The sequence below is a fragment of the Streptomyces sp. NPDC028314 genome (assembly GCF_055565795.1).
Map to the genome: position 1 here is coordinate 357,162 of NZ_JBVHTP010000005.1, position 12,211 is coordinate 369,372.

The following is a 12,211-nucleotide window of genomic DNA, read 5'->3' on the forward strand; positions in this document are numbered from 1 at the left end:
ATTGACTCGATGACACGCCGTCCGGGCGCCTAGGATTCCCCTAACACCTCACGTAGCACCTCATCGGTCTCATTCGACAGGAACCCCATGAGCGACACTTCCTCCCCCTTCGGCTTCGAGCTCGTGCGGCGTGGTTACGACCGCGGTCAGGTGGACGACCGCATTACCAAGCTGGTCTCCGACCGCGACAGCGCACTTGGACGTATCAACTCTCTGGAAAAGCGGATCGAGGAGCTGCACCTCGAAACGCAGAACGCCCAGGCCCAGGTGAGCGACGCCGAGCCGTCGTACGCCGGCCTCGGCGCCCGGGTCGAGAAGATCCTGCGGCTGGCCGAGGAGGAGGCGAAGGACCTGCGCGAGGAGGCCCGTCGCGCGGCCGAGCAGCACCGTGAGCTCGCCGAGTCGGCCGCCCAGCAGGTGCGCAACGACGCCGAGTCGTTCGCCGCCGACCGCAAGTCGAAGGCGGAGGACGAGGGCGTCCGCATCGTCGAGAAGGCCAAGGGCGACGCCTCCACCCTGCGCGCCGAGGCCCAGAAGGACGCGGCCTCCAAGCGCGAGGAGGCCGACGCGCTCTTCGAGGAGACCCGCGCCAAGGCCGCCCAGGCCGCCGCGGACTTCGAGACCAACCTGGCCAAGCGCCGCGAGCAGTCCGAGCGCGACCTGGCTTCGCGTCAGGCCAAGGCGGAGAAGCGCCTGGCGGAGATCGAGCACCGCGCGGAGCAGCTGCGCCTGGAGGCCGAGAAGCTCCGTACGGACGCCGAGCGCCGCGCCCGCCAGACCGTGGAGACCGCGCAGCGCCAGGCCGAGGACATCGTGGCCGACGCCAACGCCAAGGCCGACCGGATCCGCAGCGAGTCCGAGCGCGAGCTGGCGGCGCTCACCAACCGCCGCGACTCCATCAACGCGCAGCTGACCAACGTCCGCGAGATGCTGGCGACGCTGACGGGTGCGGCCGTGGCCGCGGCCGGCTCCCCGATCGACGACGAGCCGGTCACGCGCGGCGTTCCGGCGCAGCAGAGCCGCTAGTACGGCACGGCGGCGCCGTTCCGGTCGCGCCGCGACGCCGGACGTGCGTAGCGAGGGCCTTGCGTCACCTGTCTGAGGTGGCGTAGGGCCCTCCGGCGTTCTAGCGTGGCCGCATGATCGAGCTTGAGGGCCTCACCAAGCGATTCGGCGCGAAGACCGCCGTGGACGACCTCAGCTTCCAGGTCAGACCGGGGGTGGTGACCGGCTTCCTCGGCCCCAACGGGGCCGGCAAGTCCACGACCATGCGCATGATGCTCGACCTCGACAACCCGACCCGCGGAACGGTCCGCATCGACGGGAAGCACTACCGGGACCTGCCCGAACCCTTGAAGTACATCGGGGCGCTGCTGGACGCGAAGTCCATGCACGGCGGCCGCAGCGCGTACAACAACCTTCTCTGTCTGGCCCAGTCGAACCGGATCCCGAAGCGCCGGGTGTCCGAGGTGCTGGACGAGGTCGGCCTGAGGGCCGTGGCCGGAAAGAAGTCGAAAGGATTTTCGCTCGGCATGGGGCAGCGGCTGGGAATCGCCGCCGCACTGCTGGGAGATCCGCAGATCTTGATGTTCGACGAACCCGTCAATGGTCTGGACCCGGAGGGAATTCTCTGGATCCGAAATCTAATGAAGAGGCTGGCCGCGGAGGGGAGAACGATCTTCGTTTCCTCGCACTTGATGAGCGAAATGGCGCTGACCGCAGACCATTTGGTGGTCATCGGGCAGGGAAAGCTGCTCGCCGACTTGTCGATGGCCGATTTCATCCAGCAGAACTCGCGCAGTTACGTCCGGATGCGCTCGCCCCAGCAGGAACGCCTCAAGGACGTCCTGCACGAGGCCGGGATCGACGCCGTCAGCGTTCCGGCCACCGGCACGCTGGAGATCGACGGCGTGGGACCGGAGCGGCTCGGCGAACTGGCCGCCCGGCACCAGCTCGTGCTGCACGAACTCAGCCCGCAGCGGGCCTCACTGGAAGAGGCGTTCATGCGCATGACGGCGAACTCCGTCGAGTACCACGCCCACGCCCCCGGGGCGCCCGGCACGCCCCCCGGCCGGCCGGCCGACGCCCCCGCCTGGGGCGCGGGGTTCGAGGCGACGCGCAAGGGGGGTGAGTGAGCATGGCCTTCTCCGCCGTCCTCCGGTCGGAGTGGACGAAGATCCGTACGGTCGCCTCCACGAGCTGGACCCTGGTCACCTCGCTGGTGGTCACCGTCGGCGTCAGCGCCGCGATCTGCGCCTTCGTCACCGCGAGGTTCCAGAACATGCCCCCGGCCGAGCAGGCCACGTTCGACCCCACCCAGGCGAGCTTCGCCGGGATGCCCCTCGGCCAGCTGGCGATGATCGTCTTCGGGGCGCTGGTGGTCGGTACCGAGTACAGCTCGGGCATGATCCGCACCTCGCTGGCCGCGGTGCCCCGCCGGGGGAGCTTCCTCGCCGGCAAGCTCGTCGTGGCGACGGCACTGGCCCTGGTGGCCGGCCTCCTCACCAGCTTCCTGTCCTTCTTCCTCGGCCAGGCGATCCTCGGCGAACGCGGCATCGGGATCGGCGGGGAGAACGTCCTGCGCGCGGTGGTCGGCGCCGGCCTCTACATGGCCCTCCTCGCGCTGTTCTCGATGGGCGTGGCCGCGCTGCTGCGCAGCTCGGTCCTGTCCATCTGTCTGCTGATCCCGTTCATCCTGGTCCTCCCGCCCATCCTGAGCATCGCGGAAACGACCCGGAAGGTGGGCCAGTACCTGCCCAACCAGGCCGGCTCCAAGATCATGCAGACCGTGCCCAACGCCATGAACTCCCCGGACACCCCCTACGGCCCCTGGGGCGGCCTCGGGATCATGGCCCTGTGGACGCTGGCCGCCGTACTCGGGGGCTACCTCGTCCTCAGGAAGAGGGACGCCTGAGGCCGCGCGCCCTCCTGCCGTACTACGGGGAATCCCCGGGTCGGCATCAGGGGTGGCTCAGGGATCGGGGCGAGACGGAACCGTAGGAGACTCGATATCCTCTTAACCCTTACACGGGCGAAAGTCATAGCAGCCTGCTAAGGGGCAGAACGATGATCGAGGCAGTCGGCCTTACCAAGCGCTTCGGCGCGAAGACCGCCGTCGACCAGCTGTCCTTCCAGGTCAGGCCAGGTCACGTCACCGGATTCCTGGGGCCCAACGGCTCCGGGAAGTCCACCACCATGCGCATGGTCCTCGGGCTGGACCGGCCCACGTCCGGCCGCGTCACGATCAACGGCCTGCCCTTCCGTGAGCTGCCGAACGCCCAGCGTCACGTCGGGGCCCTGCTCGACGCGAAGGCCGTGCACGGCGGCCGCCGGGCCCGCACCCACCTCCTGTCCGTGGCCCAGCTCTCCGGCATCCCGGAGAAGCGGGTGGACGAGGTGCTGGCCGTGGTCGGCCTCCAGGACGCCGCCCGGCAGCGTACGAAGGGCTTCTCGCTCGGCATGGGCCAGCGGCTCGGCATCGCCACCGCCCTGCTCGGCGACCCGCAGGTGCTGCTCTTCGACGAGCCCGTGAACGGCCTCGACCCGGAGGGCATCCTCTGGGTCCGCAACCTCATGCGCCGGCTCGCCGCCGAGGGCCGCACCGTCTTCGTCTCCTCCCACCTGATGAGCGAGATGGCGCTGACCGCCGACCACCTCATCGTGATCGGCCGGGGCCGGCTGCTGGCCGATATGGGTACCCAGGAGTTCATCACGCACAACTCGGCCGGATTCGCTCGGGTACGGGCCGCCGGCACCGGCGCCGAGGGCCGGGACGCGCTCGGGGAGATCCTCCGCAAGGACGGCGCCCGGGTCCTCCAGGAGCCGGACGGCGCCCTGCGCGTGACCGGGCTGGAGCTCCCGCGCATCAGCGACCTCGCCCACGAGGCGGGCGTGCGGCTGTGGGAGCTGTCCCCGCACCGGGCCTCGCTGGAGGAGGCGTACATGCGGATGACCCAGAGCTCCGTCGAGTACACCTCCACCGAGGACCCCCGGGCCGAGCTGTGGGAGCCGGAGCCGCTGAGCGTGCCGGAGTGGGAGGACGCCCCGGCGGCCCCCGAGGTCCCCCGGGAGGCGTTCTACGCGCCCCCGCCGCCCGGTGCGGGCGGGCGGCCCTTCCTGATGCCCAGCAAGCCCGGCGAGCTCGCCGGCACCGCCCAGAGCAACCCCGAGGACGCCCGATGACCGGCCCGGCGACGACTCCCCCCGCGACGGACTCCCCCGCGGCCCCCCGATCGCCGTCGGCCGACACCCGGCCGCACCTCGGGCACGCGCTGGCCTCGGAGTGGACCAAGCTGACCTCGGTGCGCTCCACGGTGTGGACGCTCGGCTCGCTCGTGGCGACCGTCCTCGGCATCGGGCTGCTCTTCGTCACGCAGACCGATGACTCCGACTACGTCAGCATGCCCTTCACCACTCCGGCGCTCTTCGGCCTGCTGGTCGGGCAGCTCGCGGTGATGGTGCTCGGCGTCCTGACGATCACCTCCGAGCACGGCACCGGCCTGGTCCGCACCACCTTCACCGCCGCCCCCGACCGGCACCGGGTGCTCACGGCGAAGTACCTCGTCTTCGGCGCCGCGGCCTTCGTCGTCACCCTCGGGTCGGTCTTCCTGGTCGGCGTCGCCGCCTCGATCGTGCACAGCGGCTCCGCCGCCGGGCCGCACCCCGCCGGCGAGTGGGCCTCCGCCGTGATCGGCTCCTTCTACGTCACCCTGCTCGGGGTGCTCGCGCTGGCCGTCGGGGCGCTGGTACGGCACTCGGCCGGGGCGATCGCCCTGATGATCGGCGTCGTCACGCTGCCGCCGGTGGTGGGGGCGATGCTCACCATGTGGGAGGCCGCCGCCCCGCTCGGGCAGGCGGTGCTCCAGCACAACGCCCCGGTCGCGCTGATGCAGCTCCTCGGCCTGCCGAACGCCGGCAGCGGCGACCCGACCCTGCCCGGGGGGAGCGTGGTGCCCAGCGATCTGTCCCAGATGGCGCTGATCGTGCTGGTGACCTCGGCGGCGGTGGCCGCCTCGTACGTGGTGGTCGGCCGCCGGGACGTCTGAGGGCCGTCCCGCGATCCGTCCCGCGCGCTAGTACTTGGGCGCGTTCCTGGACCGCTGCACCCGTGAGGTGCGGCGGTCCTTCGCGTTCCAGCAGGCCTTGTGCCAGTGGCGCCGGTCGTCCACGCCGCCGTACTCGGGCCAGGCCACCAGGTGCGGGGTGCCGGAGGGGATCTCCTGGTCGCAGCCGGGGCAGCGGTAGCGCTTGCCCGCCGCGCTCGCGCCCGCGACGTGCCGGACCTTCCACTCCTCGCCCAGGTATTCCTCGGTCTGCTCCAGCCCGAACCGGTCCAGTCCCCCCGAGCCCGAACCGGAGCCCGGGTCCGAACGATCGGAGGGATTCCCGCCGCCCCTGGGGCGGTTGTGGCGCGGTGACACGTATACCTCACGGATGGGCGGACGGCAGTGACTTTCTCCCAGACTACGCGCAGCGAGCCCGGGTACCCGCAGGGTGTCTACGGAACGGATGGCCGCGGAGACCCGCGGGACACGGACTGGCCTGACAATCCCAATAACTTTCCTGCCGGACCGTGCCTTTGGCACGTGTCAGACGTTGTTGCCATCAGACGTTGATGCCATGAACGTCACGGAGCCGGTCCACCTGGGGGAGGCCGCGTCAGCCGCGAGGAGGCTAAGGGCGATGCGTGTAGGAGCTTTTGTACTGGCGGCCCAGTTCCCGGGCCAGGGTCCCGGGGAGGCGCTGCACCGGGCGGTGCGGACCGCGGAGGTGGCCGAGGAGGCCGGGCTGGACTCGGTGTGGCTGGCCGAACACCACTTCGTGCCGTACGGGGTCTGCCCCTCGGCGGTGACCCTGGCGGCCCTGCTGCTGGGGAGGACCCGGCGGCTGCGCGTGGGCACGGCGGTGAGCGTGCTGCCGAGCACGCATCCGGTGGCCCTCGGGGAGCAGGCGGCGCTGCTGCACGTCACCTCGGGGGGCAGGTTCACCCTCGGGGTGGGCCGGGGCGGGCCGTGGGTGGACCTGGAGGTGTTCGGGGGCGGCCTGGACGCGTACGAGCACGGCTTTCCCGAGGCGCTGGACCTGCTGCGCCGCTGGCTCACCGAGCCCCGCGTGGGCGCGGCCGGCGAGCGGTTCGGGTTCCGCGAGGTGGCCGTCGTACCGCGTCCGTCGGAGGCGCTGGACGGTGACGGGATGGGGCCGGAAGTGATCGTCGCGTGCACCTCTCCCGCATCGGTACGGCTCGCCGCGGAGCGGGGTCTGCCGATGCTGCTGGGCATGCACTGCGGGGACGAGGAGAAGGCGGAGATGGTCGCGCTGTGGCGGCGGACGGCCCGGGCGGCGGGCCGCTCGCCGGAGGCGGGGCACGTCTCGGCGGGGGTCTGCCAGCTGGCGGACCGGACCGCGGACGCCCGCGAGACCCTGGTGAAGGCGATGCCGGGCTGGTTCCGGCAGGGCCTGGACGCGCACGTGACGGTGGACGGCCGGCAGCGCGCGATGCGGGATCCCGTCGCGTACACGGAACTGCTGTGCGAGCTGCACCCGGTCGGCACCCCGGAGCTGGCGGCGGACCGGCTGGCGGCCACCTCGGAGCGTACGGGCATCACCCGCTTCGCCCTCCTCACGGAAGGCTCCGGGGACCTCGCCGCGACGGAGGAGAACGTACGGCGCCTCGGCGCCGAGGTCCTGCCCCGCCTCGGCTGAGTGCTCGGGCCGGTGCTGGGGCTGCCGCTCCGGTATCAGTGGCACCTCCCGCGATACGGAGCGGCAGCGAAGTACCGGTGGTGCTAGCAGTCCCGCAGTTCCGGCGACTGGTTGAGCAGCTGGCCGCGGATCGAGGTGAACCGGGCATGCCTCTCATCCGACGAGGAATCCTGCGGGAACACGGCGATGCGGTGGCAGTTCTGGAAGGCGAGACGCACCCCGAAGTGCCGCTGCAGCGCACCGCGTATCGCGTCACTCGCAAGAGCGCGCAGCAGCTGCCCGCGCGCCTGCTCGTCCGGCGGCGGCGTCTGGTTGTCGGCGAACTCTCCGCCCTCAACCTCCAGCTGAGCCACCAGCGAGCTGATCATCTCCCATGCGTAGGGCAGGGAGGTCCGGACGCAGTCGACGAAAGCGGCTTCGTCGACCTCGCCTCGCTCGGCCTGTTCGAGTAGGGCCGGTGAGACGTCGAGCGACATGGGTTCTCCTCTCGTGACCCCGGCGTTTGGGTTGCCGAAGTCTTACGGGCAGGGAAGGAGGGCCGCGACGCAGTGTGCACGCTCGACAACCTCCCGCTATCCACGGTAGGCGCCCACCGGGTACCGCACCAGGAGAATGCGCATACAACGCGCCATCGGCGAACGGGGCTTTCAGGGGCGAATCGCGTGGAGGCGCATCCGTCGAGTAGCGTTGCCGACCATGCGTCTCGTCATTGCCCGCTGCTCCGTCGACTACGCGGGCCGGCTCACCGCCCATCTGCCCTCGGCACCCCGTCTGATCCTCGTGAAGGCTGACGGCAGTGTCTCGATCCACGCGGACGACCGGGCGTACAAACCGCTCAACTGGATGTCGCCTCCGTGCACCCTCAAGGAGGGGACCGGGGACGAGGCCGGCGTCTGGACCGTCGTCAACAAGGCGGGCGAGAAGCTCATCATCACGATGGAAGAAGTCCTGCACGACTCCTCCCACGAGCTGGGCATCGACCCGGGCCTGATCAAGGACGGCGTGGAGGCGCACCTCCAGGAGCTGCTGGCCGACCGCATCGACACCCTGGGCGAGGGCTACACGCTGATCCGCCGCGAGTACATGACGGCGATCGGTCCGGTGGACATCCTGTGCCGGGACGCCGACGGCACGACGGTGGCGGTCGAGATCAAGCGGCGCGGTGAGATCGACGGCGTCGAGCAGCTGACCCGCTACCTGGAACTCCTGAACCGGGACCCGCACCTGGCCCCGGTCCGGGGGGTGTTCGCCGCCCAGGAGATCAAGCCGCAGGCCCGCGTCCTGGCGACGGACCGCGGTATGAGCTGCGTGGTGCTGGACTACAACGCCATGCGCGGCATCGAGGACGACAAGCTCCGCCTGTTCTAGCCCTGGGGCGCTCCGGCCCGGGGGCTGGCCGGGGCCGCGCCGGCCCGGGGGCTGGAGCCCGCGGGCCCCGGGCGGCGCCCGGGCCCCGCTCCTGCCGCGCTACGACCCGGCCGACGGGGCCGTCGCGGTGGCGGGTTGCGTCGGGGCCGGCGGGGACACCGGGGTCTCCACCGGCGACTGCGAAGGCGTCGGGTCCGGGTCCGCGCTCGTGGTGGCCGGCGGGGTGGAGGACTGCACCGGCGTGCCCGGCTTCGACGAGGACGGCTTGCGGGTCGGGACCCGCGTCGTCCCCGGAGCGGGACTCGTCCCCGGCTGCGCCGTTGGACCGGTCCCCGGGTCCGTGTCCTCCTCCGGGGGCGTGGCACCGGAGGTCCCCGGATCCGGCGCAGGAACGTTCCCGCTCGTCTCCGTCCCGGCCCCCGTCTCGCTCGCGGTCCCGCCGTCCGAGCCCTGCGTCGGGGTCGAGGACACCGCCGGCCCCTTCGGCGCCCCGGTGTCCGACGGGGCGACCGCCAGCGCCACGACCGTGCCGAGCACCGCCACCGTCACCGCCCCGGCCGCGGCCAGCAGGGCCGTCCTGCGCCGCGCCGCCGCCCCGCCCGGAGCCGGCGTCCCGGGCCCGGGCAGCGCCGCCGTGGCGGGCCCCGACGCGAGCGCGGGCGCGACCGGCACGGCGGCCGGCTTCGGTGCCACCGGCGGGAACGCGTCCTCGAACACCTCCGACAGCGTCGTCGGCGCATCGGTGGTCACCCGCCGGACGACCGGAACCACCTGCGTCACGGCCTCGGCCGCCGGAGCGGCCGGCGCCTCCAGGCGCAGCGGCGGCGACACCGGGGCCGGCGCCCCGGCCGACTCCCGGTCGGTGACCAGGGCCAGTGCCCGGCGTCCGGCGACGGTCCCCCGTTTGTCCGCGAGCGCGCCGCGCAGCCCGATCGAGGCCTCCAGCTCCGCCCTGGCCCGCTCCAGGCGCCCCTCGCACAGTGCGAGCACGCCGAGCTCGTGGTGGAAGTACGCCTGTTCCGCGACCTCCCCCGCCTTCCGCGCGGCCTCCGCGCCCGAGCGCAGCACCCGCTCCCAGGCCTCCCAGTGCAGCGAGGCCGCGAAGGAGGGCGCCGCCGTGCGTGCCAGCAGGACGGCGGCCACCACATCGGCCCCGGCCAGCGCCGCCAGTACCGCGTCCGCCTCGGCCGCGACGCGCTCGGGGGTGACCGAGGCGTGCCCGGTCCACCAGGCGTAGTGCCGGGCGGCCGTACGGGCCTCCTCCGCGGCGGTCTCCCCGTATCCGGCCTCCTCCAGCTGCCGTGCGACGCCGGCGGCCAGCCGGTAGCGCGGACCGACCGGCGTGAGCAGCCCGCAGGCCAGCAGTTCGGATACGGCCGCGTCGGCATGGGTGTCCCCGACCAGCGCCGGCAGGTGCGCGTGGTGCGGCATCTCCCCGCCCAGCGCGCAGGCGATCCGCAGCGCGGCCCGCGCCGATTCGCTGACGCGGGAGGCCAGCAGCTCCGCGGGGGCCGCGCCCTCGGCCAGCGTGGGCAGTGCCACCTCGGCGGGCTCGCGGGGCCGCTCCTCGAAGACGCCGGGCTCCTCCTCTTCGTCGTCCGGGCCGGTCCCGTTGAGCTCGTCCCGCTGCCGCAGCAGCCCGGCGGCCTGGACGAAGCGCAGGGGCAGCCCCTCGGCGGCGAACCACAGGTCGCCCGCCCAGGCCGTCTCGTCCTCGGTGAGGGCCCGGCCGGTGAGGGCCTCCAGGAGCAGTACGCAGTCGGCCCGGCCGAGGCCGCCGAGGAAGACCTCCTCCAGGTGCGAGTCGTCGGAGGGGGCCTTGGTGTCGGGGGTGGCGGACAGCAGGTAGGCGCATTCGGGGGTGGCCCGCAGGAGTTCGTCGAGCGCGCTGCCGCCCAGCTCCAGGTCGTCGAGGAGGACGACGGCGCCTATCTCCCGGACCCGCTGGAGGAGTTCCGTCCGGTCGGGCCGCCGGGCCGGGGCCTCGTACACGGCGGCGTACAGCGCGTGCAGCAGTTCGGCGGGCTGCTGCTGGCCGTGTCCGGACAGCCGTACGACCCCGTCGGGCGCGAGGCCCTCGCAGGCGGCGGCGACCGAGTCGAGCAGTACGGAACGGCCTGATCCGGCGGGCCCGGTCAGCCGTACGGAGCGTCCGCGCCCCAGCAGCCGTACCAGCCGCTCCCGCTCCTCCTCGCGCTCCAGCACCGGCTGGGCGGGTACGGGGCCCGGGAGTACGGGCGGCCGTGCGGCGGCGTCCCGCTCGGCGCGGTCGGCCGCGCCGCGCTTGGCGGGGGCAGCCGTGTCGGTGCCGGGCCGCAGGGGTTCTATCTCGCTGCCGTCGACGGGGTTCACGTTGAGGGTGAAGTCCCCGGCGGTGAGCGTGACGACCCGCGCCACGGGAGGGAGCGGCGGGAGCGCAGCCCGCTCCCCCGGACCGGGCTGCCCCTGAGTACGGTCCATGACCAAGTCCCCCGATCGCGTCGCGCGCACCGCCGCTGCCGCCGTCGTACCGCCCGGCCTTCGCTCGCACACACCGCAGTCGCTTCTGGTCCGGTTTCCGCCCGAACCCTAGACCGTGGCCGGTCCCGCCGGAACCGCCGGGGGGCCTTCACCACCGGACCGTTACGTTTCCGCAGGAATCAGCACACCCGGGTGTCACACCCGCGGAAGGGATTCCGCTTCCAGTCCGCCCTCGATGGCGAGGATCCGGTGGAGCCTGGTCGCCACGAGCAGTCGCTGCATCTGAGCCGGCACCCCGCGCAGGACCAGGCGCCGCCCGGTCCGGCCGGCCCGCCGGTGGGCGCCCATGATCACGCCGAGGCCGGTCGCATCCCACGAGTCGAGCCCGGTGAGGTCGAGGACGAGGTCGCCGTGGCCGTCGTCGAGGGCGGAGTGGAGGGCCGTACGGGCGTCCGCCGCGCTGCGCACGTCGAGGCGGCCCCCGACAGCGAGTTCGGCGTGGTCGCCCCTGATGTGCATATGCGCTCCCGGCAGTCCTTGCGTTCGTCTGTTCCGACTGGTCCGTGGTCGGCAACTCTCACTGCAACTGACTGCCTCAGGGGCAGGGAAGTTGCCGACCGTGAGCGAACCGATACCTAATTCACCCTGTCGGGTGAGGGCATTCGAACATTGGTGCTCAGTGCTTGTAGAAGCCCTGGCCGCTCTTGCGGCCGAAGTCGCCCGCGTCCACCATGCGGCGCATCAGCTCCGGCGGCGCGAACTTCTCGTCCTGCGACTCGGTGTAGATGTTGCTGGTGGCGTGCAGCAGGATGTCGACGCCGGTGAGGTCGGCGGTGGCCAGCGGGCCCATGGCGTGCCCGAAGCCCAGCTTGCAGGCGATGTCGATGTCCTCGGCGGAGGCGACGCCCGATTCGTACAGTTTGGCCGCCTCGACGACGAGCGCCGAGATCAGACGGGTCGTCACGAAGCCGGCGACGTCGCGGTTGACGACGATGCAGGTCTTGCCCACGGACTCGGCGAACGCGCGGGTGGTGGCCAGGGTTTCGTCGCTCGTCTTGTATCCGCGTACGAGCTCGCAGAGCTGCATCATCGGGACGGGCGAGAAGAAGTGCGCGCCGACGACCCGCTCCGGACGCTCCGTCACGGCCGCGATCTTGGTGATCGGGATGGCGGAGGTGTTGGAGGCGAGGATCGCGTCGTCCCGTACGAGCTTGTCGAGGGCCCGGAAGATCTCGTGCTTGACCTCGAGCTTCTCGAAGACGGCCTCGACGACGATGTCGGCGTCGGCGACCGCGTCGAGGTCGGTGCTCGTGGTGATCCGGGCCAGCGCCGCCTCGGCGTCCTCGGCCGTCAGCTTGCCCTTGGAGACGAACCTGTCGTACGAGGCCTTGATCCCGTCTGTACCGCGGGTCAGCGCGGCGTCGGTGACATCACGCAGTACGACGTCCCAGCCCGCCTGAGCGGAAACCTGAGCGATACCGGAACCCATGAGTCCGGCACCGATGACGGCGAGCTTCCCAGCCACTGCACACCCCTCGTTCTTGAATACGGCCCAGTCTCGTAGGCTCTCCGGCGGAGACTAGCGTCCGTGAGGGGTCGTGTGACCGTGAAGTAACACGCGTCACGTCTCAGATGACGGACATCACACTGATACGGCTCACTCCCCGTCCGCCCTCCTCAA

Annotated in this window: 12 protein-coding genes; 7 read left to right on the forward strand and 5 right to left on the reverse strand. The window is 72.0% G+C overall.

Translation table 11 applies throughout. The features are described 5' to 3' along the window. Positions 1–87 precede the first annotated feature (87 nt). The 5 genes from ACZ4TG_RS15045 (at position 88) to ACZ4TG_RS15065 (ending at position 5,045) form a co-directional block, all read left to right on the forward strand. Complete coding sequence (locus ACZ4TG_RS15045; RefSeq protein ID WP_352214401.1) at positions 88–1,026, forward strand: coiled-coil domain-containing protein; 939 nt, start codon at positions 88–90, stop codon at positions 1,024–1,026. A gap of 113 nt (positions 1,027–1,139) precedes the next feature. Continuing rightward, positions 1,140–2,135: an ABC transporter ATP-binding protein gene (locus tag ACZ4TG_RS15050; RefSeq protein ID WP_468162549.1), complete on the forward strand. Its 996-nt coding sequence runs from the start codon at positions 1,140–1,142 to the stop codon at positions 2,133–2,135. Between the two features lie 2 nt (positions 2,136–2,137). Next, positions 2,138–2,914, forward strand: a complete 777-nt coding sequence (locus ACZ4TG_RS15055; RefSeq protein ID WP_468162724.1) for an ABC transporter permease — start codon at positions 2,138–2,140, stop codon at positions 2,912–2,914. A gap of 152 nt (positions 2,915–3,066) precedes the next feature. After that, positions 3,067–4,182, forward strand: coding sequence for an ABC transporter ATP-binding protein (locus tag ACZ4TG_RS15060; protein WP_468162551.1), 1,116 nt, complete (start codon positions 3,067–3,069; stop codon positions 4,180–4,182). Further along, a complete protein-coding gene (locus tag ACZ4TG_RS15065; RefSeq protein WP_468162553.1) occupies positions 4,179–5,045 on the forward strand; it encodes an ABC transporter permease in 867 nt (288 codons plus the stop codon). The genes ACZ4TG_RS15060 and ACZ4TG_RS15065 overlap by 4 nt, the downstream gene beginning before the upstream one ends. Before the next feature lie 27 nt (positions 5,046–5,072). On the opposite strand, the gene ACZ4TG_RS15070 is transcribed toward ACZ4TG_RS15065, so the two are convergent. Beyond that, a complete protein-coding gene (locus ACZ4TG_RS15070; RefSeq protein WP_468162555.1) occupies positions 5,073–5,420 on the reverse strand; it encodes an ATP/GTP-binding protein in 348 nt (115 codons plus the stop codon). Positions 5,421–5,682: 262 nt separating this feature from the next. Here ACZ4TG_RS15070 and ACZ4TG_RS15075 point away from each other — a divergent pair, with 262 nt between their 5' ends. After that, a complete protein-coding gene (locus ACZ4TG_RS15075) occupies positions 5,683–6,702 on the forward strand; it encodes an LLM class flavin-dependent oxidoreductase (protein WP_468162558.1) in 1,020 nt (339 codons plus the stop codon). Positions 6,703–6,785: 83 nt separating this feature from the next. Here the strand turns inward: ACZ4TG_RS15075 and ACZ4TG_RS15080 are convergent, their stop codons facing one another. Then, entirely contained in the window at positions 6,786–7,178 is a 393-nt protein-coding gene (locus ACZ4TG_RS15080; RefSeq protein ID WP_468162560.1) for an SCO5389 family protein, read from the reverse strand. Positions 7,179–7,398: 220 nt separating this feature from the next. On the opposite strand from ACZ4TG_RS15080, the gene nucS reads away from it, so the two are divergent. Beyond that, positions 7,399–8,070, forward strand: coding sequence for an endonuclease NucS (nucS, locus tag ACZ4TG_RS15085; RefSeq protein WP_468162562.1), 672 nt, complete (start codon positions 7,399–7,401; stop codon positions 8,068–8,070). A gap of 99 nt (positions 8,071–8,169) precedes the next feature. On the opposite strand, the gene ACZ4TG_RS15090 is transcribed toward nucS, so the two are convergent. From ACZ4TG_RS15090 to ACZ4TG_RS15100, 3 genes are all read right to left on the reverse strand, one after another. Beyond that, positions 8,170–10,530, reverse strand: coding sequence for an ATP-binding protein (locus ACZ4TG_RS15090; RefSeq protein WP_468162564.1), 2,361 nt, complete (start codon positions 10,528–10,530; stop codon positions 8,170–8,172). A 195-nt stretch (positions 10,531–10,725) separates the two neighbouring features. After that, positions 10,726–11,049, reverse strand: coding sequence for an STAS domain-containing protein (locus ACZ4TG_RS15095; protein WP_281209083.1), 324 nt, complete (start codon positions 11,047–11,049; stop codon positions 10,726–10,728). 157 nt (positions 11,050–11,206) lie between these two features. Continuing rightward, entirely contained in the window at positions 11,207–12,055 is an 849-nt protein-coding gene (locus ACZ4TG_RS15100; protein WP_468162566.1) for a 3-hydroxyacyl-CoA dehydrogenase family protein, read from the reverse strand. Between the last annotated feature and the right edge of the window lie 156 nt (positions 12,056–12,211).

What these genes read in the sequence shown, in the direction of transcription:
- ACZ4TG_RS15045 (WP_352214401.1), top strand. Translation starts at nt 88, where the DNA reads ATGAGCGACACTTCCTCCCCCTTCGGCTTCGAGCTCGTGCGGCGTGGT.
- ACZ4TG_RS15050 (WP_468162549.1), top strand. Translation starts at nt 1,140, where the DNA reads ATGATCGAGCTTGAGGGCCTCACCAAGCGATTCGGCGCGAAGACCGCC.
- ACZ4TG_RS15055 (WP_468162724.1), top strand. Translation starts at nt 2,138, where the DNA reads ATGGCCTTCTCCGCCGTCCTCCGGTCGGAGTGGACGAAGATCCGTACG.
- ACZ4TG_RS15060 (WP_468162551.1), top strand. Translation starts at nt 3,067, where the DNA reads ATGATCGAGGCAGTCGGCCTTACCAAGCGCTTCGGCGCGAAGACCGCC.
- ACZ4TG_RS15065 (WP_468162553.1), top strand. Translation starts at nt 4,179, where the DNA reads ATGACCGGCCCGGCGACGACTCCCCCCGCGACGGACTCCCCCGCGGCC.
- ACZ4TG_RS15075 (WP_468162558.1), top strand. Translation starts at nt 5,683, where the DNA reads ATGCGTGTAGGAGCTTTTGTACTGGCGGCCCAGTTCCCGGGCCAGGGT.
- ACZ4TG_RS15080 (WP_468162560.1), bottom strand. Translation starts at nt 7,178, where the DNA reads ATGTCGCTCGACGTCTCACCGGCCCTACTCGAACAGGCCGAGCGAGGC.
- nucS (WP_468162562.1), top strand. Translation starts at nt 7,399, where the DNA reads ATGCGTCTCGTCATTGCCCGCTGCTCCGTCGACTACGCGGGCCGGCTC.
- ACZ4TG_RS15090 (WP_468162564.1), bottom strand. Translation starts at nt 10,530, where the DNA reads ATGGACCGTACTCAGGGGCAGCCCGGTCCGGGGGAGCGGGCTGCGCTC.
- ACZ4TG_RS15095 (WP_281209083.1), bottom strand. Translation starts at nt 11,049, where the DNA reads ATGCACATCAGGGGCGACCACGCCGAACTCGCTGTCGGGGGCCGCCTC.